General features: G+C 47.1%; 20 protein-coding genes. 5 read left to right on the top strand and 15 right to left on the bottom strand.

Translation table 11 applies throughout. From position 1 onward, the window contains the following. Window positions 1-74: 74 nt before the first annotated feature. From MKX40_RS01140 to MKX40_RS01075, 14 genes are all read right to left on the bottom strand, one after another. Window positions 75-1,856 (bottom strand): glycoside hydrolase family 35 protein, encoded by a 1,782-nt coding sequence (locus MKX40_RS01140; RefSeq protein ID WP_339239070.1) that lies wholly within the window; start codon window positions 1,854-1,856, stop codon window positions 75-77. Then, the gene (locus tag MKX40_RS01135) at window positions 1,837-3,318 is read right to left on the bottom strand and encodes an alpha-L-fucosidase (protein ID WP_339239069.1); all 1,482 of its coding nucleotides are present in this window, start codon (window positions 3,316-3,318) and stop codon (window positions 1,837-1,839) included. The genes MKX40_RS01140 and MKX40_RS01135 overlap by 20 nt, the downstream gene beginning before the upstream one ends. Window positions 3,319-3,380: 62 nt before the next feature. Further along, window positions 3,381-4,115 (bottom strand): copper homeostasis protein CutC, encoded by a 735-nt coding sequence (locus MKX40_RS01130; RefSeq protein ID WP_339239068.1) that lies wholly within the window; start codon window positions 4,113-4,115, stop codon window positions 3,381-3,383. A 173-nt stretch (window positions 4,116-4,288) separates the two neighbouring features. After that, a complete protein-coding gene (locus MKX40_RS01125) occupies window positions 4,289-5,329 on the bottom strand; it encodes a sialidase family protein (protein ID WP_339239066.1) in 1,041 nt (346 codons plus the stop codon). A gap of 225 nt (window positions 5,330-5,554) precedes the next feature. After that, window positions 5,555-5,746 carry a hypothetical protein gene (locus tag MKX40_RS01120; protein ID WP_339239064.1) on the bottom strand — a complete coding sequence of 64 codons (192 nt, stop codon included), beginning with the start codon at window positions 5,744-5,746 and terminating at the stop codon, window positions 5,555-5,557. A 188-nt stretch (window positions 5,747-5,934) separates the two neighbouring features. Continuing rightward, window positions 5,935-8,718: a glycoside hydrolase family 3 C-terminal domain-containing protein gene (locus MKX40_RS01115; RefSeq protein ID WP_339239063.1), complete on the bottom strand. Its 2,784-nt coding sequence runs from the start codon at window positions 8,716-8,718 to the stop codon at window positions 5,935-5,937. Window positions 8,719-8,945: 227 nt separating this feature from the next. Then, entirely contained in the window at window positions 8,946-10,034 is a 1,089-nt protein-coding gene (locus tag MKX40_RS01110; RefSeq protein ID WP_339239061.1) for a low temperature requirement protein A, read from the bottom strand. A gap of 40 nt (window positions 10,035-10,074) precedes the next feature. After that, on the bottom strand, window positions 10,075-11,031 hold the full coding sequence (locus MKX40_RS01105; RefSeq protein ID WP_339239059.1) for a ring-cleaving dioxygenase: 957 nt from the start codon (window positions 11,029-11,031) through the stop codon (window positions 10,075-10,077). Between the two features lie 148 nt (window positions 11,032-11,179). Further along, window positions 11,180-11,407: a DUF896 domain-containing protein gene (locus tag MKX40_RS01100; RefSeq protein ID WP_339242865.1), complete on the bottom strand. Its 228-nt coding sequence runs from the start codon at window positions 11,405-11,407 to the stop codon at window positions 11,180-11,182. A 252-nt stretch (window positions 11,408-11,659) separates the two neighbouring features. Further along, the gene (locus MKX40_RS01095; RefSeq protein ID WP_339239057.1) at window positions 11,660-12,694 is read right to left on the bottom strand and encodes an SPFH domain-containing protein; all 1,035 of its coding nucleotides are present in this window, start codon (window positions 12,692-12,694) and stop codon (window positions 11,660-11,662) included. Window positions 12,695-12,741: 47 nt separating this feature from the next. Then, window positions 12,742-13,545 (bottom strand): TPM domain-containing protein, encoded by an 804-nt coding sequence (locus MKX40_RS01090; RefSeq protein WP_339239056.1) that lies wholly within the window; start codon window positions 13,543-13,545, stop codon window positions 12,742-12,744. Next, window positions 13,542-14,573, bottom strand: a complete 1,032-nt coding sequence (locus MKX40_RS01085; RefSeq protein WP_339239055.1) for a TFIIB-type zinc ribbon-containing protein — start codon at window positions 14,571-14,573, stop codon at window positions 13,542-13,544. Before MKX40_RS01085 ends, MKX40_RS01090 begins: the two co-directional genes overlap by 4 nt. Before the next feature lie 36 nt (window positions 14,574-14,609). After that, on the bottom strand, window positions 14,610-15,314 hold the full coding sequence (locus MKX40_RS01080) for a PspA/IM30 family protein (RefSeq protein ID WP_339239054.1): 705 nt from the start codon (window positions 15,312-15,314) through the stop codon (window positions 14,610-14,612). A gap of 179 nt (window positions 15,315-15,493) precedes the next feature. Further along, the gene (locus MKX40_RS01075) at window positions 15,494-15,712 is read right to left on the bottom strand and encodes a hypothetical protein (protein ID WP_339239053.1); all 219 of its coding nucleotides are present in this window, start codon (window positions 15,710-15,712) and stop codon (window positions 15,494-15,496) included. Between the two features lie 224 nt (window positions 15,713-15,936). Here MKX40_RS01075 and MKX40_RS01070 point away from each other — a divergent pair, with 224 nt between their 5' ends. The 4 genes from MKX40_RS01070 to pdxA all read left to right on the top strand — a co-directional run bounded on the left by MKX40_RS01070 (window position 15,937) and on the right by pdxA (window position 21,156). Continuing rightward, the gene (locus MKX40_RS01070; RefSeq protein ID WP_339239052.1) at window positions 15,937-17,619 is read left to right on the top strand and encodes a PrpR N-terminal domain-containing protein; all 1,683 of its coding nucleotides are present in this window, start codon (window positions 15,937-15,939) and stop codon (window positions 17,617-17,619) included. Window positions 17,620-17,786: 167 nt separating this feature from the next. Beyond that, a complete protein-coding gene (locus MKX40_RS01065; protein WP_339239051.1) occupies window positions 17,787-18,773 on the top strand; it encodes a 2-keto-3-deoxygluconate permease in 987 nt (328 codons plus the stop codon). Window positions 18,774-18,862: 89 nt separating this feature from the next. Continuing rightward, the gene (locus MKX40_RS01060; RefSeq protein WP_339239050.1) at window positions 18,863-20,158 is read left to right on the top strand and encodes a four-carbon acid sugar kinase family protein; all 1,296 of its coding nucleotides are present in this window, start codon (window positions 18,863-18,865) and stop codon (window positions 20,156-20,158) included. Further along, window positions 20,155-21,156: a 4-hydroxythreonine-4-phosphate dehydrogenase PdxA gene (gene pdxA, locus MKX40_RS01055; protein WP_339239049.1), complete on the top strand. Its 1,002-nt coding sequence runs from the start codon at window positions 20,155-20,157 to the stop codon at window positions 21,154-21,156. Before MKX40_RS01060 ends, pdxA begins: the two co-directional genes overlap by 4 nt. 168 nt (window positions 21,157-21,324) lie before the next feature. Here pdxA and MKX40_RS01050 read toward each other — a convergent pair whose 3' ends face one another. After that, entirely contained in the window at window positions 21,325-22,131 is an 807-nt protein-coding gene (locus MKX40_RS01050) for a hypothetical protein (RefSeq protein ID WP_339239048.1), read from the bottom strand. Between the two features lie 247 nt (window positions 22,132-22,378). On the opposite strand from MKX40_RS01050, the gene MKX40_RS01045 reads away from it, so the two are divergent. Further along, window positions 22,379-22,945 carry a TetR/AcrR family transcriptional regulator gene (locus tag MKX40_RS01045; RefSeq protein WP_192136206.1) on the top strand — a complete coding sequence of 189 codons (567 nt, stop codon included), beginning with the start codon at window positions 22,379-22,381 and terminating at the stop codon, window positions 22,943-22,945. Window positions 22,946-23,004: the final 59 nt, after the last annotated feature.

The raw sequence follows: 23,004 nt of genomic DNA, 5'->3' as shown, positions 1-23,004 counted from the left end.
ATACCCAACGTATACCTTTTTCCGGCAGACACGACAATTGCCAATAATCGTATGGCTCACCTATTTTCCTTTTCCTAGCCCAAATCCGGTGTATCCACGAACGTAACGGCCAGATCAGCCGTCTCGTGGAGTTCAAATACAGTAATTTCATTCTCACCTTCGCGAAGGAGTGGGGCAGGTACGTACAATGTTTTTTGCGGTCCTATATTCCAGTAGCGACCCAGATTGAATCCGTTTACAAAGACAACACCTTTGGTCCAGTTATCCAGACGCAGAAAAGTATCTCTTGCACCCGTTACTTGAAAACTTCCCCGGTAAAAGGCTGGCCCTCCCCCCACTCTCTCTCCTTCTTCATCCCCTGCCGAAAATTTCTTACTAAATTGCAAACCCGACAGATCGGTTAATGGCAGACAATGAATCGTCCAATCGAATAAAAATTGAAAGCCATGTCGCACTCCCTCCGTAATCCCCTTTGGATCTCTCAAATACGGGCCATAGTTGATTCGCCCCATATTTTCAACAAGGATCAATAGATCTGCGCCCTCTGGCGGCACTTCAAACGAAATCGATACTGCTGTATTCCCCCGTTCCAGCACGCCCTGAAATTGCCCATCAACAAACACAAGCGCACGGTCACGCACCTCCTGAACCGCCAATTCCTGTCGCTCCCTAGGCCCGGATATTCGGGTTTGATAACAAATAAATCCATAATCCTGACCCAGTTTCTCCATCGGTTCCGGATTCGTGCGTTGCACCGGGGCTGATAACCGGTCCAACTGTGGCAGTAATAACGCCTGCTGGTTCAACTCCACGCGCCCATAGGCGAATGTCCCCTTCGATTCTGGCAACACGAGCTCACCCAGATCTTCATCGTTATACCGAGCAATAAGATCACGTACGGCATGGAATTTTGCTGTTGGCTCCCCAGATTCACTGAGCAGTGAATCGTAATCGTAACTTGTAATGGTGGGTTCATATTGATCTTTCTGCTGACAGTTCGCTCCGTTATAAAATCCAAAGTTCGTTCCCCCGTGGAACATATAAAAATTAACCGAAGCACCTGCCCGAAGCATCTCTTCAAATACATCTGCTACATCTGCGGCTTCCCGGGTATGATGCGACTCACCCCAATGATCGAACCAGCCGTTCCAATACTCCATGCACATCAAAGGTTCTTCTGCCTGATATTCACGCAGCTTGGCGAACGCTCCTTGCGTCCCTGATCCAAAGTTGACTGTAGCCAGATGCCCTGACACCGATCCTGCTTGCAACATAGGGTCTGTCGGTCCGTCGGAGGTAAATAACAACACATCCATCCCCCGCTCTACCATGCCATCCCGTAAATATTGCAGATAACTCGCGTCATTGCCGAAACTGCCGTACTCATTTTCAATTTGCATCGCGATGATCGGCCCACCATGCGTGCTAAGAAGGGGTTTCAATTTGGGCAAAAGCACATCATAATAACGATCCACATTCGCCAGAAATGTTACATCATTACACCGAAGACGGACATCATCAGCTGCAAGCAGCCAGGAAGGCAATCCGCCAAACTCCCACTCCGCACATATATAAGGACTTGGGCGTACAATCACATGCAGACCCACATCTCCCGCAATACGAATAAAACGTTCCAGATCAGCCATGCCTTCAAAACAGTACTGCCCCGGCTGCGGCTCATGAACATTCCACGGCACATACGTTTCTACTGTGTTGAAGCCGCAGGCTTTCAACTTGAGTAGCCGATCCTCCCAATACTCAGGGACCACTCTAAAATAATGAATGGCACCCGACAAAATCCGAATGGGCTCGCCATCATACATGAATTGTGAACCTTTATACGTTAGCAGCGGCATTTCGCATCCCTCCCTGCTCGCTCAGATATATGCCTAACCCGGACAACGTAGGATACCATCTGGATTCATGAATGGTTAATCGCATGCTTCTCAATGTGACCTGGGGGAAACAGCAAATTCGTTTATACCCCACCACAGTCCCCGTGTAGAACGCCTCCCAACCCCCATCTGCCCTCTGTGACTCCAGTGTAAAACGCTCAATCCGTTGGCCTGTCTCGATATGTTCCATCAGCACCACCCGGTCAAACGTCGTTTCCTCCTGCAAATCCAGCTCGATCCAAGCCTGCTCCGTTCCTTCATGAGGACACCAATACGTATCCCGTCGTTCCGTCAGCACCTCTGATGCGGCATGTTGTTCATCCATCGTCTCCGATGCTTTTACCAGCGCCTGCAAGGCCAAATTTTCCTGAAAAATGGCACGTAGTGAATCTCCCAATTCCTGTAGTCGCTCTACATCCCGTTCATGAATGAGACCACGCGTATCCGGTGGCAGATTGAGCAAAAAGGTGGCATTGCCTCCCACTGCGCCGTAATAGACGGCGAGCAGTTCTTCCAATGTTTTGACCTGATCATCTTCACTGGCATGATAGAACCATCCCGGACGAATCGAAGTATTCACCTCAGCAGGGTACCAGATCAATTGCTCACCTTGGGAACGAATGACCTCTCGGCTTCCCAAATCACGGTCCTGTGTATCGATCCTTGTGGCAAACTCGCCATCATCCACCTGCTGCGATTGCTCCTGAATCTTCTCATTATCCTGCATATGCGCAGGCACAACGCTCCATTCCGATTCCCGCGTATGCCCCGCCTCATTGCCGCACCAACGAACATCCGGTCCACATACCGAGATGACAGCTTCGGGCTGGAGTTCACGAATGAGCGCATAATAGGCGTCCCAGTCATAGATCTGTCTTTTGCCATTCGGACCCTCACCACACGCGCCGTCAAACCACACACAGAAGATGTCCCCGTAATTCGTGAGCAGCTCTCGTAACTGATGGAGGAAAAACTGGTTATACCTCTCGGAATCCCCGTAGGATTCTTCATGCCGATCCCAAGGAGACAGGTACACGCCAAACTTTAATCCACCCTCACGGCAGGCATCCGCGACTTCCTGAACCAAATCCCCCGCTCCATTCCTCCACGGACTGGCTGCGACCGTGTGCGCTGTAAACTCACTCGGCCACAAACAAAATCCATCATGATGCTTACACGTCAAAATCAGCCCCTTCATCCCGGCAGCCTTGCATGCCTGCACCCATTGCGCTGCGCTCAGTTCAGAAGGATTGAAGATCAACGGGTCTTCCTGCCCAGTGCCCCATTCCCGATCCGTGAATGTATTTACCGTAAAATGAATAAACGCGTAAAACTCCATCTCCTGCCATCTCAACTGGCGTTCGGATGGGCTAACCTCTGCTGCGGATTTGATCCATTCGGCTGGCTCCAGTCCATGATTCATGGCATATCACTCCTTTTATTTCGTTGCGTTTCTATGTCACTGGACCACCATCGCTTGGACCGCTACTCATTACACTCCTGTCCGTGAATTGCTGTTGATGCAAGCCATAACTGTTGCTTGGCTTCTTCAACCAAATGTGGATCGATGGGACAATTAAAGCTGCCTTCATACCGCACGCCTGATCCCATATGTATCTCTGTGATATTTGTTTTTTGGACGAGGGCCTGAATGCCATCTACGGTTATCCCCGACCCTGCCATGACAGCGATGTTCAAGGTTTGCCCCAGTTCCTGAAGCCGTTTTAGTTCCAGTATGGCTTCAGGCGCCGTCCGTCTCCCTCCCGATGTAAGCACACGTTCCACGTTGCCCCATGTGTTGATGACCTTGAGCGCCTCAGTCAGGCTTGCACTCACATCAATCGCCCGATGAAATGTAACGCCCAACCCTTCAGCTTCGGCCATGCAGGATTGCACGGATAGAAGGTCCACCTCACCTTCTTCTGTAAGAGCACCAATCACGATGCCAGCGGCTCCCAGTTCCTTCGCCACCCGAACATCGCGGGTCATGGCGTGCATGTCATCTGCACTATAGCGGAACGAGCGGCTATGGGGACGAATCATCACATACACCGGAATGGATACCTGGGACAACACATGCGCCATAACGCCATAACTGGGGGTAAGTCCCCCTTCAGACATCGCAGACACCAGCTCAATCCGATCGGCGCCTCCCTCCTCAGCTGCCTTGGCATCTTCCACATCCACAGCAATGACTTCCAATACAGGCTGTCTGCTCATAAAGTTCACTCCCTTCTTTCATATAAAATGTAGGGATGATAATTATTCGTAGGACATTCGCACATTGGAAATGGTTAGCCCTCTTTCTCATCTGACCGTTCCACCATTCATGAACATTATTGTACGGGTACATTGCATCTCTCTATGACATATAGGACCGACAAAGTGCATCATCAGCGCTCCTGCGGCCCTTCTTCATCGTTATGAGTGACGGTCAGCTTCCAACATGCAATCCGATCCCTTTTCCATGTATAGGTGACATATAGAACCTTCCCCTTGGATACGATTGCCGGATACGAGTATTCCCCCGGTTCATTCTCCAGCACATATTCATCACTCCAGGTCTGACCATTGTCCCTTGAAAAAGTAATCACCAGCGGGGTTCGAGGACTCTCCGTTGTGTATCCACGGATTGGATTGTAGACAAGCGCAAGCAAGCCATACTCCATGCGTATGGCATCAATCCCACTATTGTTATTGGGTAGTTCTGTAGCGTAAGCTTCGCACCATGTGCGTCCACCATCTAGCGAATCACTGCGATAAATAACCCCTTCCGTACTGCGCAGAAGCATGTGAACGCGCTCTCCACCAGAAGACCATAATGCAGGCTGGATCAGCCCCTTGGCAAACCAATGCTCAGACCCAACATAGGTGGACAGATCCATCGGCACATGCGCACTCTTCGTCCATGTTCCCCCGTGATCTGTAGAGATATCGACAAATGACTCCCAGATCTGCTTGCCTGATACCTCAGGGTCCAATCGTTCAATCGATGCAGGAGCCAGTATTGTTCCATCCGCCAACTGAATAGGTTTGTTCCGAACCGGCCCACGGCCACCAATATCTCCGGACACCAGCTCCCGAGAAGCTGTCCACGTGTACCCACCGTCTACTGATTGAATGAAGCGGGTATGCCAGTCCGTAATTTCATGCCCTACTTTATAAAAGAGCATCAGTGAATCATTCTGTGCATATAGCACCGGGTTCCAGTGAGCTATACCTTCCTCATCTGCAACTTTGCATGGAACAGACCACGCTCCGTTATCACTCTGCCTTGCGAGCCAAATCGCTACATCACTCGCCTTCTCATGCTGACCTGCAAACCAAGCAGCCAGCAGATCACCATCTGGTAACACAGCAACCGTGGACGCATGACTGCTCTGAAAAGGCTGACCTTCCTGAAAGATAAATTGTTTGTCGCCAATGATCTTCATGAATGGATTCTCCTTTGGGGGACCGGAATGGGTTAGCAAATAGAGAGTGCAACGTATTTTATGTGCTTTGTCGAATCGTTTTGTTATTTTTGTTATTTTTGTTATTTACAACGTTATTATCAATTAGCAATAGTCTAAAACGTTAGGTTCAGAACGTCAATACAAAAAAAGACACCCTTAGGGTGTCTTCATGTCTCGGATAAACTTAAGATTATCCGAGCTTTTCTATTTTTTACGCCGAGCCTTCGTCATTCGATTAAACATAATCAGTGCCGCAATGATCATGGCAATCATGGCAATATTACTTGCCACTTCTTGTGATAAGCCAAAAAGAACACCCAAGTTAGTCACCAGACCTCTTACAATCAGCGCCACCACAACTAACAGGATCGGACTCATAAAATTATAATTTCTCATTCTTCGCAACACCCCTGACCCCATTGTTCAGAACTTCAAAATCCCATAACACTATCATAACAGCAGCTATTCCGTGTTACAACAAAAGACACCCGCAAACAGTGTCCTTTGTCATGTACCCACGTATTCTGCTTTGGATGAAGAACAATCTTATAATTGCTGCTATCACAAGATATTTCTGATTACCTCTATACCTGCTTGAATTCGATCCAATCAATCTGGAGACCTGGTTTGGTGAAGTCCAGTTTCAATTCATACAGACCTGCTTCAAGGTCTACTTTGACAAGCTTCTGTCTGATCCATTTGCCTTCCGTACCATTCGTTTGAATGGTGGTTACCAACTGGTCATTCAGGAGCAGGTTACATGCACTTTGAGCCAGTTCCGGCTCAGGGGACATGATCTGTACAATAATTCGATAATGGCCAGCCTCATCCACTTTCATGTAGACCGGTTCAGCTACCGCAGGTTTCACCTGTGCGTTCTCAACCAGAACCTGGGCCTGTTCAGCCGATAGGGAAGCATTCGCTTGGAACGAAGCTACGTTCTCCACGATCTCGTGTTTTCGATCGGACACCGGTGCATTCATGATGAATTTGCAGATGTTGATTGCCGAGCGTTGCAACTCTCCACGCGTCAATGTTCCATTTTCCAAGGATTCAATCGTGTTATCGTCCCAGCCGTTGATCTCTGCGCCGTAGTTCGGTACAACCATGTAGAGATCATTCTGCGCACGAATCATCCAGTTCGTGTATTTGCGATCCGCCTCTCCACCTTCGGTCACATCGTTCATAATGGCCCACCAGTCGGTCATGACGATACCCTCAAAATTCCACTCGCCGCGCAAAATTGTGGTATTCAGGTCGTAGTTCGATGCCGCCCAGTGTCCGTTAATCGGGTTGTAGGAGGTCATGATGGAGTTCGCTCCGCCTTCTTTTACAGCGATTTCGAACCCTTTCAGGTAAATTTCACGCAGTGCACGTTCGGAGACAACAGCATCCACTTTACTGCGGTGTTTCTCCTGGTTGTTGCAGGCAAAGTGTTTCAGTGTGGCATTGGAACCACCCTTCATAATGCCTTTCGTACACGCTGCGGCAAATACACCCGAGATCAGAGGATCTTCAGAGAAGTACTCAAAGTTCCGGCCATTAAGCGGGCTCCGGCGGATATTCAGGCCAGGTCCGAGCAGGGTATCCACCTGATTTCTGAGCAGTTCCTGTCCTTCCATCACATACAACTCTTCAACAAGCTCCTTGTTCCATGTCGCCGCAAGCAACGTACCAATGGATACCTGTGTTGCCTTCTCGCCACTATCCATACGAATACCGGACGGGCCATCTGCCGTACATGCTACCGGAATACCGTAGTTGAACAGGCTGTCGCTGACACCCCCAAATGCAGATGCCGTTCCCGAAGTAACGAGTGGACTGCTCATGCCTTCGCCACGGATAATCGCTGCCAGATCCTGATCACTCAATTGAGCGATGAAGGCTTCCAGACTCACTTTGCCAGCTTTAACGTCACTCAGCTTGTGGCCCTGGTTCCCCGTCTGCTCCAGCGTTTGCGGGAGATTCTGCTCGATCCGGTTCGCCATGGATATCTTACGTTTCGGTACTTCTGCATAAGTCAGTTCATATGATCCATCTCCCTTGCGCGCACCTGGTTTCATCCGTGTAAAATCTTCCGTTGGGGCCATCGCTTCTTGCAGCTGCTCCACCAATTGAAGGGATTCAATCACATATCCATCCTGACCATCGATGCTAACGTGCTGCACTTGTTTCACACTGGTTCCTACATGCAGTCGATATGTGCCTTCTTCCAGAACGTATGCGGAAGCATGACCTGTAACACCCGCATCATCGTAGGATGCCATGTCATGGATCGGGAAGCTGATCGTCAGAATTTCTGACTCACCCGGCTGTAACAATCCTGTCTTGCCAAAAGCAACCAAAGCCTTCACCGGTTGTCCCAGTTTGCCTTGTGGTGCTTCATAATAGACTTGTACAACCTCTTTGCCCGCATATGTTGTACCTGAGTTGGTCACATTGACACGAACTTCAATGTAGGTTTCGCCGTCTTTGGACACAGATTTCGCTTCTTCATGCTGGGCCAAAAACGTCGTATAAGACAGGCCGTAACCGAATTCAAACTGAACACGCTCAGGTCGAAACGTTTCGAAATAACGATAACCTACATAGATATCTTCCTGATACAGGTTCTTGAACTCATTGCCGTAGTTGCTTGTCGAAGGATAATCTTCGATGGAATATGCAATCGTATCTGTCAGTTTACCGCTTGGTGTAACGTCGCCCGCCAGCACATCAGCAATCGCGTTCCCACCCTCCATACCGCCATGCCAGGAGTAAATTACGCCTTGGATTGGATGTAGATACGTTTCGTTTAACCAGCTCATGTCGATGATATTCGAGACATTCAGCACTACGATTGTATGTTCAAACTGCGCAGTGACTTGCTTCAGCATCGCTTTCTCATCTTCGGTCAGTTGGTAACTTCCTGGCGCATCCGCATTATCCTGATCTTCTCCTGCTGTACGTCCAATTACGATAATGGCTTTGCTGGATTTGCTTCTTGCCTGTGCAACCAGTTCATCCGTCAAAGGCATTTCTTTCTGATTCCATGGCTCGGCCGCCCATACTTTTCCGCCATCATCAAATGGATTCTCTTCAATCCACTTCTCATAGACAGCTGCCAGCTCTTCGTTCACCGTTATATTCTTTTTGCTGCGCAGACCATCGAGCAGATTGGTTGTGTAGGCTACATGTACACTACCGCCTGAACCCGTGCCGCTGCGATAATAATTCACTTGAATTCGTCCAAAAACTGAAACGTTTTCGTTTTCACGAAGTGGAAGCACTTGCCCTTCATTTTTGAGTAAAACGGCTCCTTCAGCGGCAACCGTACGACTAAACTCTGCAAACCCTTCCAATGGAACTCCGATTTGATGTGTGCTCAATGATTTCCCTCCTGATTGTCATCCCCATATCTACGAACGAATAAGACCATTCCATATGATCTGGTAGATTCACTTGTACATAGTCTCATATTAACAGATTCCATAGAAGAAATTAAATTAGATTTGTGCTTTATTTATATTATTAAGTCTTGCCCGGAATTTGCTGCATAACAAAAAGCCACGGACGCCTGTTGTCCGTGACTTTTCTTCAGTTGAGATGACTCGTATCAAGTCGTAAGTTTCGCATACACCAGGAAGAATAACATGTCTTCGCCCATGATGACATAACCCGGAACCCGGTAGACCAGATCCACAAGGACAAATGCCACCAGTAACCCTACCATGAACGCCAGATGACGCGGACCCAGTCGCAGATGTGCGTGTCTATAACGATGGAACACAAGTGAGGTCGACAAGAAATACAGTAGCGCCGATCCAAACACAAACCCTAGCATGAACACATAGTTTAACTGGTTCTGATATAACAGCTGAATTGAAGCAGCGATCATACTCATGGAGATGTAGATGAACAGATGGCCGTATATGATCGCTTGTCCGGCAGTCTGAATCTCTTTGCTGACCTTTTTCTCCACGTTGTCAAAGTACTGCCACCATATCGCAATGACAAAGATGGACGTAAATGCGGCAAACAGGATAGATTTCATATCCCAATGATCGGCTTGCAGCACAGCGATAATACTAACTACCGATTCACCCAGCAGGATGAGTGTAAATAACGCAAAACGTTCCAACAAATGATGAGTCTGAACAGGTACTTTCACCAGATTTTTACGTCCGATCAACGGAAGCACAATGTCCACTGCAATTCCTGCATACAAAATCAAGTAGCGCAGCCAGGAATCGAAGAATAGTGAACCTGATGAGATCAATATACCAATGAGGAAACATGTGCCCAAGTACCGGGCGGCTTGCTGTTGATGCTCACTTTTCGACTTGTGAACCGTCAGATACTGTATCGCCGTAAACGCCCGTGAACCGATATAACCCACGAAGAAGGACAGGTAGTATTGGTCAAAATGGGTAGACAGGCTCGCCGTCATGACCATCACGGACAGGAGTTGAAGGATGAGAAATATTCTATGAATCAGGATGTCTTGACCATAGCGGTTAATAAACAAGGTCTGACCAACCCATGCCCACCAAACAGGGATGAAAATAAGCACAAACTTCATTAAGTATTCAAACGTAATTACTCCGTGTTCGGCATGTAACAAGACATGACCCGCCTTGGAGACCGCAGCTACGAAGAGCAGATCGTAAAACAGCTCCAGCCATGTAACCTTTTTCTCCATCATCCTTCGTTGCTCCTTAGATTTTATAGTAATAGAACTCTTCTTATTTCGCAGTTGTAGCAGGTTCGAGTGTTCTTACCACGATTGGTTGCAGATTGTCCTCGATTTGAGCGCGGTATTTCTCGAACCACTCTGGCAGCATCAATTTTTGTCCGAGCGAATCTGCAGGTTCATCTTTGGCAAAGCCCGGAGGATCGGTAGCAATCTCGAACAGGATACCGCCAGCTTCTCTGAAGTAGATCGCGTTAAAGTACTGACGATCCCGAACTGGAGTCGGTTGATACCCGTAATCACGTACAGCTTCACTCCACTGTGCATGCTCCACGTCATCAGTGGCGCGCCATGCAATATGATGCACCGTTCCAGCTCCACCCATGCCCAGAGGTATACGGGTCACCGGAACATCCACAACATTACCGATGTCTCCACTCGACCGGAAACGGGCATACTCTTCATTTTCACCCACTTTGACAAATCCCAAAATTTTCTCAAGCGCATCCATCGTTCTCTGCGGGTTTACACTGAACAGAACAGCACCGCCAAAGCCTTTGATGGCTTTATCTGTTGGAATTCCTTCGTGTGCCCAAGTGCTGGTTGCTCCCTCTTCCCGTTCAACAAGCTCAAGCCGCAGGCCTTCACTATCTTCGAATTGAAGCAGCTCTTCATTGAAGCGAGTTGTCTGAGTTACCTCAATGTTATACTGTTCCAGCCGGTTCTGCCAGAAGCCAATCGACCCAGGAGGAATGACATAGGAAGTGATACCGACCTGTCCTCCGCCAATTTTGCCCCGTGGTGATCCAGCGGATGGGAAGAAGGTAATGATGGTACCTGGGCTTCCATGTTCGTCTCCAAAATACAGGTGGTATACATCAGGTGCATCGAAATTGATTGTTTTTTTCACGAGACGCAGTCCCAGAACTCCGGCATAAAAGTCAACGTTGGCCTGTGGATCTCCTGCGAAAGCTGTAATATGGTGGATACCTGCTGTTTGAATAGTCATGATTAATTCCTCCTTGGTTTGGTAAGCATGTTTGGAATCTGCTAGGTGTTAGAGATCATTTGATAAATGAGATAGTTTAGATCGTTGATTCATTTATAGTAAGTTTGTATTATCTTTAAATTAAGATATATGGTCTGGTGAATGATTTCTATTTGTTATTTTGATTGGCCTGTTCTTGTTTCAATTTATCAGGAGTCACGTCATCGCCGTTCGGATCATAGATGGTTGCATTCAAGAGAATGTCGTTGACCGAACCGCGAAAAGTTTGCAGATATTCCTGGCGAAGATTAACCTGTTCCTCTTTCTCCATCTCCGTCAATCCGCCCTCTTTGGCTTTTCTTGCAAGTTCATTAATTCTGGTCAATGTTGGGATCATCATCTTGATCTCTCCTCATGTAATGGATTAAAGATATTTGTTTGTGTTGGGTTTTATACTCAAATTAAATATCTTAATTTAAAGATAAATGATTTGTTATTAGTTGTCAACTGTTTTATCTAAACTACAATAAATGAATTGGCTTGCCGCTCATCACCCTGTTGTAATAACTATGCATCCCAACAAAAAAAAGGGCTAGCTCCGCAGTAATTTCACTTCCTGCGAACCTAACCCCTACCTGTGTTTATTTTATTAGCCCAGCTTCTGACCACAGTTTGGACAGAAGTTGGCTCCTTCATTTTTAGCTCCACAGTTCGGACAGAAGTTAGGCTTCTTGTTGCCCTCTGTAGATGGAGAGTTACCTGCATCACCGTTGCTATTGCCCGCTGGCTTCTGGTCCGCGTTCTGATTCTGAGACGAATTGGCATTATTGTTGTTCTGGTTCTGGTTCATGTTCTTCATCATTTCATTGGCCATGTTCATGCCCATCATCATGCCTGCCATATCCGAGGCCGCGCCGCCGCCCTGTACTTTACCGGATGAGATACCGTCTGTCATGCTGACCTGCTGATACTTTTGCAGATTACCAATCATCTCATGCGAAGCGGTCTTCGTAATCATATCCTGAATCTCTTTTGGATAATTGAAGCTCATTACCTGGAAACCGGTAATCCCAATGCCGATGTCCATCATCTGCATATCCAGATCTTCCTGAATCCCTTTGGCAATATCCGATGCATTGGCCTGCAGGTTGAACATATCCTTTCCTTCACGGCTAATCCACTTCATTAGAAGCTGATCCAGCACGGAAGTGATTCGGATTTTGACATCCTCCACCAGATAACTCTGCTTGATGCCTGCAATCTTATCGATCAGGGTCACGTAGTCACTCACTTTGAAGTTAAACGTACCGTTGGCCCGAATCGGCATTCCACCCGGGAGTTGTGGTGTCGGAATTAATACCGGACTTTGCGTGCCCCAGCGCACGGTAAACTCTTTGGTATTTACAAACAATACCTCCACCCGCATACCGCTGTTGAATCCGAACTTGAACCCTTTTAAGGTAGAAAGAAACGGAATGATCTCGGAATCGATATTAAATGATCCTTCGTCCTCAAAAATCCCTTCCACTTTACCGTTATTCAGGAAAATGGCGTCCTGACCAGAACGGATGATAAGTTTACTCCCCTTCTTGATCTCCCGGTTGCTCCACTTCCAAAATATCATGTCATCTCTAAACTCTTCCCATTCCACCACATTCGAAAACTGATTTCTGAAAAATCCCATACTTGTCCCCATCCCTTCTATTAGAAAATCCGTATACTAAGTAGTTATTAAAATGATCCTCTACTTCCACTATGTGAGTGGCCACCTCGCGATGTACCTCCTCCGCCGCCTCCGCCACCGTTGTTATTGTTCTTCTCGATTTTGCGCTTGGTTACGGTTGTACGGATATAACGATCCTGACGATCTATTACACTGGAATTGCTTGAATCCTCATAAGTCGCACGATTGACTGTGACACGTCCGCCGGAACGATAGGTCATAATACCAACAACAATCCCCCCAAGAACGACCGAGACTCCTAACTGAAACCATCCGTTAAACAAAATATTGTTCGGATTCACACCAGGTTCATACCCCATATATTTGTATGAGAGCTCAATATATTTCTCAAATGCAAGTTTATAATCCCCACTGGACAATTCAGAGGTAATCCGGTTACGGATAGAATCCAGCCGCTGATCACTCAGATATTCTTTTGCCTTATAAAATCCAGCCAGGTACACTTCGCGATTATTCATATCCATCGTCAATATGACAGCATTACCAAATTTCTTATCGTACCCTAGCCCCTGCTTATCATAAAAATCTTCTGTTAAAAGCACAACATCCTGATTCTCTATATTATTTGTTGTCAAAATAACAAAGTCCGTCTGCCGTTCCGCGCCATACTGATTCGCAAGTGCATTCAGCTCAACCTTATCCTGTTCACTTAGCAGGTTGGCCTCATCGTAGATGAGATTTTTGCTCTCCGCTGCGGATGCCGATGACATGGGAATCAACGGAGCAACAAGCGTTACCATTAGTAAAATGAGTGTAGCCATCACGACAACCAGAGGGGTTCTTTTTCTCATAAGAATCCACCTCCCATCATCCAGGAAACCAGCTTCAGTGACAGCAACGAGACGGCAGATACTCCTGCGAACCATCCGGCCACTTTGGCTTTGCTGATCGGCGGTTTACCGACCACTTTACCTGTCTGTCCATTCATGGCAAAGGTATACTGTGCCCGATTGTAGTCATAGTTGACCATCCACACCGGGAGCAGCACATAGTCCGCATGTTTGAGCGTGGTATCAATCTGTTTATCTGTATAGCTCACGCTGCTATAACCAGATACGGTTGAGGCAATATAAGAATCAATGTAAGATCTCGTCTTATCCTTGGCCCGTGGAAAAAGTTCCTCGTCCGTATAGCTATACTTTTCCGCAATATACCCCGCTAGATACGGGGTCTTGAACGATTTCAGCTGATTATATGGAAAAGGCTCCAGCTTATCCATCAGTTCATCCTTCATTTTCTCCGATGCATCGATGGGCAGATTCACGTAATTCAGCCGAATTCTGCGATATATATCGAAATGCTGTGTTTCCGTGTAATGGTAGTCGCCCTGGGTGTAGGATCTGACCTTGGTGCCACGGCCATGCACTTCGATCTTGTTATGTAACTCATACAACCAGAACGGTACGTACATGCCGGTAATGCTCTGAATTCGATCGGCGGACATGAAGCCAGTTGGCGTTAACAAGCCGTTTTTGCACCACTTTTTGAAAGCCTGTTTGGCTTGATCCTTGTTGATCGAAAAGGGAATCACCATCGCAGGGGCAAGATTGCCCGTCAGCCGATCACTGAGTACAACCGCTGCACCGCAGAAACTGCATGTCGTCGCACTCGTCTCCGGCTCTGTCACAATGTCAGCTCCGCAGCTGTTACAGTGGTATTCCTTGACCTCATCTTCGGTGAATACCTGTCTCTTCAATGGATCGGGGATCTGCTCTATGTTGTCCTGGCGGCCGCAGCTGGGACAGGATAGTGCACCTGACACACTGTCAAAGATCATACCACTGCCGCAGTTGGGACATTTATATTCAATAACCGGCATCTGCTCACCTCAATGTTAACGAAATGGTGTAACGTATTATTTATTCTTCAGCTTCTCCTGAATCGCTGCGAGTTCTTCATCCGCACTTGGCGAAGCATGTTCATTATTACCCGCATCTGCGTTCATGTCCCTCTCAAGCTGGGCGATTAATTCGTCCAGATCATCTTCCTGTGCTCCAGCACGCAGTTCTGCCAACGCTTCTGCTTCGTTCAATGCCTGGTTGGCCTTGTCTTCCATGGCCTTCAATGCGGCATCAGCCTTGCCCGCAGATGCATTCCGTTCATTGGTCTGTTGCTGCGCCTTCGCATCTGTCATGCGTCCTTTCAGTTCGGCATGCCGCGCTTCCAGTTGCCCCAGATCGGCAACCAGCTTATCGTTCATATGCTTCATCATCTTGGCTTTGGCGGAAGCACGTTCATAGGCAGCCTGTAATTCGTTTAATTTGTCAGCCAGCTTCACTTTCTTCTCCAGAAAATTACGTGCCTTGTCTTCGTCTCCGGACTCCGCCGATTTCTCTGCGTACCGCTGTAACTTCTTGACCTCGGCGCTGCACTCATCCAGTGCTCGCTTCGCCCGGCTCTCATCCGACAACACCGCCGTCGTCTCGGCCTTCACCTGCCCCAGATCACTGCTCAGGTTGCGCATATACTCATTCACGCTCTTCTCCGGGTCTTCTGCCCGAGACAGCATGTTGTTCACATTCGCTTTCATCACGTCTCTAAACCTCGATAAGATTCCCATTACGTGTTCCTCCTCCGAAAAGTTCATATGTATACTATAATACATGAATACGCCCACATACGTTTCACATTTCACGATGGCAAGTGGAGTCCATACGACCAAATTCACACGATCATAGCGCAAAATAAGAAAAGACGAGCACCTGTAGTGTCGTCTCACGCCCTAACTTCAGAACTAGCCTATAGCTCAACCGGAAGGCTCTCCACCGCGGTGAAAAACACATCCAACAGCTCAACATTGTACACTGTACGAATGTATTCTTCGATCTGGGCTAAATCCTCTTCACGTTGATACTCCAGACATGGACGGCCTTCACTCCACAGGACTCTGCACGGGAACTTTGCGACAACATTCTTAATGATGTGATCTGGCTCAGCTACTTTATGAATGTCTCCCATATAAAACTCCTCATTTCTCTATACTTAGCGTGTGCAATGATCCATTAATTTTGAAATAGTTAAGGATTCGATTCAGTGCACTTCATCACATTTCACTTGGTGAGTTAAGCCATATCCATATCCATTTTTCGGATGTAGCCGTGTTGATTCCCCCCATAGGTGCCATTCCTTCGCAAGTTGGCTATAATAAGGGGATCAAAGTTTTCGATAAAGGCAGGAAAATTATGCGTACACGAGTTCACTTTATTGCTCCCTACGAATCGATGATTCCTATTATACAAGAGTGCATTCCCCGTTTTCCCCAGTTAACCATTCAGACAGACGTGGGCGACTTGGCGAAAGGCGTGGAGCTAGCAATCCAAGCTGAGAAAAATGGGGCAGAGATTATCATTAGCCGCGGCGGTACCGCCCAATTGATTAAAAAAGCAGTCACCATTCCCGTCATTGATGTGCAGTTATCGGGTTATGATATGATTCGTTCACTCACCCTGGCAAGCCAGTTTAACGGTCAGACAGCGATTGTTGGTTTCTCCAACATCACCTCTGGTGCACAATCGATTATTGATCTGATGGATCTGCCTCTCAAGGTCTATACCATACATAGCTCGGAAGATGTGGCACGATTGCTCCTGGAGTTGAAAGCTTCCGGGTACCGCCAGATTGTCGGGGATGTGATCACCGTCAACACCGCGAAGACCTATGGTCTGGAGGGATTGTTAATCCAATCCGGTCAGGAATCCATCCTTAGAGCAATGGCAGATGCGCAGTTGGTCTACCGTTATTTGAGCAAAAATCATGCGATATCGATCATACTGAATGACCTGGTTACACGGGAACATCCGAATTTGCTTATTTTAAATGAACGGAATGAAGTCGTATTCGAGAGCCTGACCGACTTTGAGAACAATCCGCTGACCGAAAATCACATGTATTTGACCAACACGAGTCTGGAATTCCACCAATCCCAGGTCCAAAATGTGTTCATGGTGGACGATTACCAGCTCACGGTTAACGCCTATGAAACGACCTTGGACAACAAGAACTACAAGGTATACATGCTGGAAAAAGGACAACCCTATGCCTTTGCACAATTCGGCATAACAACGTTCACGGACGCATCGATGGAGCCTATCGTTGCCGAATCCCCTACCATGCAGGCGGTATTAAAGAACATTCGGGCACTTTACGAGAATCATGAACCGATCTATCTGCTGGGTGAAGCGGATTCCGGTAAATCTTTTCTAGTCAAACATATTCATCAGATGTACTCTGCCGGCGGACTGTTATTACAGATCGATCTCTCACAAGTGCCTTCAGGTCATTTGCACAAGATACCACTCGCCAAGGTTCGAAATGTAGAGATTAACCACATGGAGACACGTATGGAAGATCCGGAGTTGCTCTCCTTTATCCAGAGCTGCCTTCATAACCGGATTGGGGTGTTTATACTCGGGGAGCAGGCATTGAACCCACATTGGTCACTCGATCTGGAGCTTAATACGATCATGATGCCAAATCTTGCGGATAGACCAGAAGATCTGGCTCCACTGATGCAGCATTTTCTTACGGGATATTACCAGAAGTACGGAACTACTGCGGTTAGAATAAAAGAAGATGCACTGCAGCTGATCCAAGAACAGATCACACATATGAATGTCAACCAACTGAAACATCTGATCAAGCAGGCTGCACTCAATGAGCAGGAGTATGTCATCTCCACCGCTACCTTATCCCGCTTGCTGGATCAGCAACCTTCTTCTAGCCCAATGAAGTTGAACGGTACGCTGAAGGAGATCGAAAAAGAAGTGATTCAGATTGTGCTTCAGGAGGAAAACAACAATCAATCGAAGGCTGCGGAGCGTCTGGGGATTAACCGGGCCACATTATGGCGTAAACTTAAAGATTAACTTTAAGTTTGCGTCTTTTTTATCGCCTTGTTGTGTTGCATTTTTAAACACTATAATACTTATTTAAAATTTACAATAATTTATTGTTGCTATATTAAACGATATGGGATAATATAATCCCTGCAAGCGCTTCATAAAAACGATTACTTCATAAGGAGCTAACTACTATGAACATTAAAGCAACTTTAGATCGCATCCCTGGCGGTATGATGGTTGTCCCCCTGCTGCTTGGTGCAACGATCAATACATTCTTCCCGAATGCTCTGCGCATTGGTGGATTCACGGAAGCTCTCTTCGTTAATAGTGCCAGTACGCTGATTGCGCTGTTCCTGTTAATTGCCGGTACACAGATTACGTTCAAAACGGCAGGTTCATCTGTCGGCAAAGGTTTGACCCTGCTTACGTTCAAATGGGTGATTGGTGCAGGCCTTGGTTTTATCGCTATTTTGTTTGCGGATTCAAGCGGTTTATTCCTGGGTCTGGCCCCACTTGCCATTATCGCTGCGATGACCAACTCTAACGGTGGTCTTTACATCGCACTCGCTGGTCAATACGGTAAAGAAGATGACAAGGCAGCTTACCCTTTTCTCGCGCTCAGTGATGGTCCATTCCTGACCATGGTAGCGCTCTCGATCTTTGGTGCAATGGGCTTTGCGAACGGCATGTTCTCCCCGATGGCATTCGTTGCTGTATTGCTTCCACTCATCGTTGGTGTCATTATTGGTAATCTGGACCGTAATCTGGGGGATTGGCTTTACAAAGGCAGTGACAAACTTGTTCCGTTCTTTGCATTCTCCCTGGGTATGGGAATCAACTTCTCCTCCATCATTCAAGGTGGTCTAGGTGGCATTCTGCTTGGTGTTCTAACCGTGCTTCTCACAGGCGGAATCGGATACTTCTTGTTCAAAGCCATTGGCTGGAACCCGATTGTTGGTGCTTCCGAAGGTTCAACAGCCGGCAATGCGGTAGGTACACCTGCTGCCATCGTGGCTGCTAATGCTTCATTTGGCCCGATTGCGGAGATTGCTACGGTGCAAATTGCGGCGAGCGTTGTAACGACAGCTATCCTGTTACCGATCTTCATCGGGTTCCTCTCCAAACGACTGGAGAAATCAGGTGGCGTCGAGAAATACAATCAACGACCAACCACATAAATGATTTTGATCTGATCTGATGAATTTAATTGACAATCTAATCCGAACGGACTTTTTATAAAATTGTGCTTACAAGGAGGGATGACTGCATGAAATTAGCCATTATTGCAGATGATTTGACCGGTGCCAATGACAGCGGGGTGCAGCTTGCCCGCCATGGCTTGAAAACCAGTGTTCTTTTTAATATGAATGAAGAACCTCTTACACAATACGATGCTGTCGTCTTTGATACAGATAGTCGTTCCATATCTCCGCAGGAAGCGTATGAACGTGTATATCGGGCTGCTGAGTTGCTAACGAATAATGGATTTGAGACGATTTTCAAAAAGATGGACTCCACCATGCGCGGCAATATCGGCATCGAGATTGATGCTGTGTATGATGTAGTTAAGCCTGATTTTATGATGATTGCTCCAGGATATCCGAAAAATAACCGGACTATTCTGGACGGAATTCATTACCTGAATGGCGTTCCACTGGCAGATACTGAAATTGCCCATGATCCGAAGACACCTGTAACGATTTCCTACCTTCCGGACTTATTGAAACTTCAAACCAAGTACGAAGTTGGCGAGATCACCGTCGCCGATCTGGAAGCCGGCCAGCATCATCTTTGTGCCAAGCTGAAACAGTTGAAGGAAAACAATACTCCTTACGTCCTGGTGGACTCCACCGAGGAAAGCCATCTGGAGCTGGTACTACAGATGACTCGCGAGTTGGATTATACCTTTGCCTGGGCAGGCTCAGCGGGTATTGCCAACTACCTCCCTGCTCACTTTGCACTTGAATCCAAGTCTACCGCGCTAACCATACCCGAGAATCCGGGTCCAATCCTGACGGTGGTGGGCAGTGTAAACAAAAATTCGCGCGAGCAGTTGAGTCGCTTGCTGCGCAAATCCCGCGTGGCTTCTGTCTCCTTCCACTCCTTCAAAGCGGTATCCGCGACCGCAGACCGTGCAGAAGAGATGGAACGTGTCTATAACGAGGTCCGCGACAAAGCGCTGGAAGGACAAGATGTCGTCCTTTACTCCACCGCTGAACAGATTGATATTGAATTGGCTCGTGCCACGGGCGAAGTTCGGGGACTTAATCACACCGAAGTTAGCAATGAAATTGTACTCGCGATGGGTGAGATCTGTGCCAGACTATTGGAAGAGGGACTGTTCAAGGGTGTCTCCATGACTGGTGGCGATACGGCAAAACAAATCTGTCTGAAATGGAATATTAGCGGCTTCGAGCTGCTGGATGAGCTTGAAATCGGCGTACCGATCTCCAAGTTTATAGGCATTGATGATCTGCATGTGATTACCAAAGCAGGCGGATTCGGCAAACCAGATGTCTTTATCCATGCGATTCAAAAATTAAAAGGAGGTATTCTCGTATGAAACCTACAATCGGAATTACGATGGGCGACGCAGCAGGTATTGGACCGGAGATTATTATGAAAGCACTGGGTCATCAAGAGATGTATGATCAGTGCAATCCACTCGTGATTGGTGATGCGAAGATTCTGGAGCGCGTACTGCCGATCATCGGCTCAAGTCTGAACGTTAACGCGATTCAAGAGCCTTCCGAAGCCAAGTATGAATTCGGTACTGTAGATGTGATTGATTTGAACCTTGTCCCTGCGGACTTGGAATACGGCAAAGTATCTGCCGTGGCTGGGGATGCAGCATTCCAGTTTCTCGCCAAAGCCATTGATCTGGCCAAAAAACACCAGATTCACTCCATCTGCACAGCACCTTTGAACAAGGAAGCCCTGCATCAAGGAGGGCACCTGTATCCAGGACACACCGAAATTCTGGCGGACCTGACGGATACGCAGGACTTCTCGATGATGCTGACGACGCCTAATCTGAGAGTCATTCACCTGACGACACACATGGGTCTGATTGATGCCATCGCGAGTATCAACCCGGAAAGAACCTACACCGTTGTGAAGCTTGCCCATGATACGTTGAAAAAAGCAGGCTTTGAGAATCCGCGCGTAGCCGTATGCGGAATCAATCCTCATGCCGGAGAGAACGGACTGTTCGGCAACGGAGAAGAAGAAGAGAAGCTGCAGCCCGGCATTGAGCGTGCGCAGAAGGAAGGCATTAACGTTGTTGGTCCACTCCCGGCGGACACACTCTTCTTCCGCGCTGGCCGCGGCGACTTCGATATTGTTGTAGCTTGCTATCACGACCAAGGCCATGCGCCAATTAAGGTAATGGGCATCGAGGAAGGCGTGAACATCACCGTTGGTCTGAAGGGCGGAATCATTCGTACGTCGGTTGACCACGGTACAGCCTTCGACATCGCGGGTAAGAACATCGCCGATGACAAAAGCATGCTGGCTGCCATCCGCTCCGCCATCGAGCTGGCACCGAAGGATCAGGGATAACACCAAGATTCATCTCGTACATGCGTGAGTCTGATCGTAAGATCAGAAAGAAAAAGGCAAACCCTTTGTTAGTTCAAGGGTTTGCCTTTTTGTATGTGTCATCCACGCCAACCTATCTCAAGGGAACATACGCTTATTTCTATCACTCACCGTATCCAACCCAGCCATCTAGGCAAAAAACCAACTTAGAATAATAATTCCCAGCCAGATGAAAAAGGAAGCCCCGCAAGCAATAATTTCATAGAAATGAATCTGAAACAGCCTGTACGCACCCTGATCTGTTTGGCGAAGCCCGAAGAAATCACAATGCTGATTGATATAAATCAGTCCGCAAGCAAAGGCTAGACCTGATAATATAACGGCAGAAGTCGGTAGACTCATGACATAGAGCGGATTCCCACCTGTATCAAAGCTGATCTCCCACCCGAACCATTTTGAAATCAGGAATGTAAGCACAATGAGTAGAAACACAAGAAATCCTAGACTAAAAGGGTGTTGCCTGTAATCAATCAGACGCATAAAGGTTTGCATAAAATGACTTTCAGGCTTTAAATCCTCCTCTTGCTCCTTCAGGTCTCCCCTGTCATCATTCATAATGTAGAAAAACGAGAAGCAAATGATGCCCACGAATATAGTGATCTGTACCATACGTAAAGCCAGACCGAGGTGAAAGACAGCGATAATTGCATGGATGATTAGGAGAGACAAAATCAGTCTGCCGCCTACAGCCTCTCGGTCTTTCCACATTCGATTCACGAATTGCTGTGCAGGCACCCTCTCAGCATGTATTTCTTGAACTTCATCCTTCATTGGAGCTTCTTGCTTCCGTTTATGCTGAATCATGATATAAGCGAATATCATCATGCATAATCCGATTGCCAAAAGGGCCCATGCTGATCCAGGGTAGAGATCATAAGAGTCAGCTACATCCACGATCCACAACCCATCCAAAATGACGATAAAAATACCTAACATAAGTAGATAAGGTGCTGCTTTATAAACGATTTATCTTCACTCCTTTGTTACAAGTTACAAGCATTATGGGAAGTGATTATTTTTACCCTGACAGGGACAGGGGTGAATCTATGTTCAACAGCTCACATAGGAGCTTATGTTATGTTATGCTAAACTGAATATATATCAGCGAAATCCAAAGCATCACATATATAAGGTATTATGAATACAATACAGATTTTATAGATGAGAAAAAGGAAGAGATTCAATGGGAAGAAAACAATCTTTTACCGAAACAGAGCTACTGGATACGACCAAGAAATTAATTCTGGAGCATGGCTACGACGGTTTTCACCTCAAGCTGCTCTCACAGCATCTCTCCGGAGCCCGAAGCACGATATATCAATATTACGCTAATAAAGAAGAGATTGTTGCTGCTTGTATGAAGCGTGTAATAGCAACCGTGTTGGAGAATTCATTGGCCGTTGATGAGACTGATCCCATGGATGCTCTTGAGCAACTGCTTCTGATCTACGCAGAAGAATCGACGCTCCATCAACTTCTGGGAGATGCCAGCAAAATTAATACGACTAATTCTGCTGCGGCAGCGAGAGATCTTGAATTCATTGAGGAAGCACATCAGACCCTCAAAATTCAATTATCACGCTTATTTGAACGCGCACAGCAGGATCAGGCCCTCCGGCAAGATATCCCTCTACCTGTACTTGTTGGTGTATTCTTCAACTTGATTAATACGCCTAATATGATGAATATCCCTACGCCTGATTGGGGAAAGCTACTGTTCCAAATGTGGATCGGAGGAGCCAAGAGCTAACTTTGTTCTTGGATTCAATTTGACACAAGTGTCATTTATGTCGTTTAATGATGAAGACC

It is taken from the genome of Paenibacillus sp. FSL R5-0517, assembly GCF_037974355.1.
Taxonomy (GTDB): domain Bacteria; phylum Bacillota; class Bacilli; order Paenibacillales; family Paenibacillaceae; genus Paenibacillus.
The sequence above is the reverse complement of the archived record's forward strand: the minus strand, read 5'-3'. Positions and strand labels throughout refer to the sequence as shown.

Bases quoted from the DNA above. Each gene is read 5' to 3' on its own strand.
- MKX40_RS01140 (WP_339239070.1), bottom strand. From the start codon at position 1,856: ATGCCGCTGCTAACGTATAAAGGTTCACAATTCATGTATGATGGCGAG.
- MKX40_RS01135 (WP_339239069.1), bottom strand. From the start codon at position 3,318: ATGAATCATGGACTGGAGCCAGCCGAATGGATCAAATCCGCAGCAGAG.
- MKX40_RS01130 (WP_339239068.1), bottom strand. From the start codon at position 4,115: ATGAGCAGACAGCCTGTATTGGAAGTCATTGCTGTGGATGTGGAAGAT.
- MKX40_RS01125 (WP_339239066.1), bottom strand. From the start codon at position 5,329: ATGAAGATCATTGGCGACAAACAATTTATCTTTCAGGAAGGTCAGCCT.
- MKX40_RS01120 (WP_339239064.1), bottom strand. From the start codon at position 5,746: ATGAGAAATTATAATTTTATGAGTCCGATCCTGTTAGTTGTGGTGGCG.
- MKX40_RS01110 (WP_339239061.1), bottom strand. From the start codon at position 10,034: ATGATGGAGAAAAAGGTTACATGGCTGGAGCTGTTTTACGATCTGCTC.
- MKX40_RS01105 (WP_339239059.1), bottom strand. From the start codon at position 11,031: ATGACTATTCAAACAGCAGGTATCCACCATATTACAGCTTTCGCAGGA.
- MKX40_RS01100 (WP_339242865.1), bottom strand. From the start codon at position 11,407: ATGATCCCAACATTGACCAGAATTAATGAACTTGCAAGAAAAGCCAAA.
- MKX40_RS01095 (WP_339239057.1), bottom strand. From the start codon at position 12,694: ATGGGATTTTTCAGAAATCAGTTTTCGAATGTGGTGGAATGGGAAGAG.
- MKX40_RS01090 (WP_339239056.1), bottom strand. From the start codon at position 13,545: ATGAGAAAAAGAACCCCTCTGGTTGTCGTGATGGCTACACTCATTTTA.
- MKX40_RS01085 (WP_339239055.1), bottom strand. From the start codon at position 14,573: ATGCCGGTTATTGAATATAAATGTCCCAACTGCGGCAGTGGTATGATC.
- MKX40_RS01080 (WP_339239054.1), bottom strand. From the start codon at position 15,314: ATGGGAATCTTATCGAGGTTTAGAGACGTGATGAAAGCGAATGTGAAC.
- MKX40_RS01075 (WP_339239053.1), bottom strand. From the start codon at position 15,712: ATGGGAGACATTCATAAAGTAGCTGAGCCAGATCACATCATTAAGAAT.
- MKX40_RS01070 (WP_339239052.1), top strand. From the start codon at position 15,937: ATGCGTACACGAGTTCACTTTATTGCTCCCTACGAATCGATGATTCCT.
- MKX40_RS01065 (WP_339239051.1), top strand. From the start codon at position 17,787: ATGAACATTAAAGCAACTTTAGATCGCATCCCTGGCGGTATGATGGTT.
- MKX40_RS01060 (WP_339239050.1), top strand. From the start codon at position 18,863: ATGAAATTAGCCATTATTGCAGATGATTTGACCGGTGCCAATGACAGC.
- pdxA (WP_339239049.1), top strand. From the start codon at position 20,155: ATGAAACCTACAATCGGAATTACGATGGGCGACGCAGCAGGTATTGGA.
- MKX40_RS01050 (WP_339239048.1), bottom strand. From the start codon at position 22,131: ATGTTAGGTATTTTTATCGTCATTTTGGATGGGTTGTGGATCGTGGAT.
- MKX40_RS01045 (WP_192136206.1), top strand. From the start codon at position 22,379: ATGGGAAGAAAACAATCTTTTACCGAAACAGAGCTACTGGATACGACC.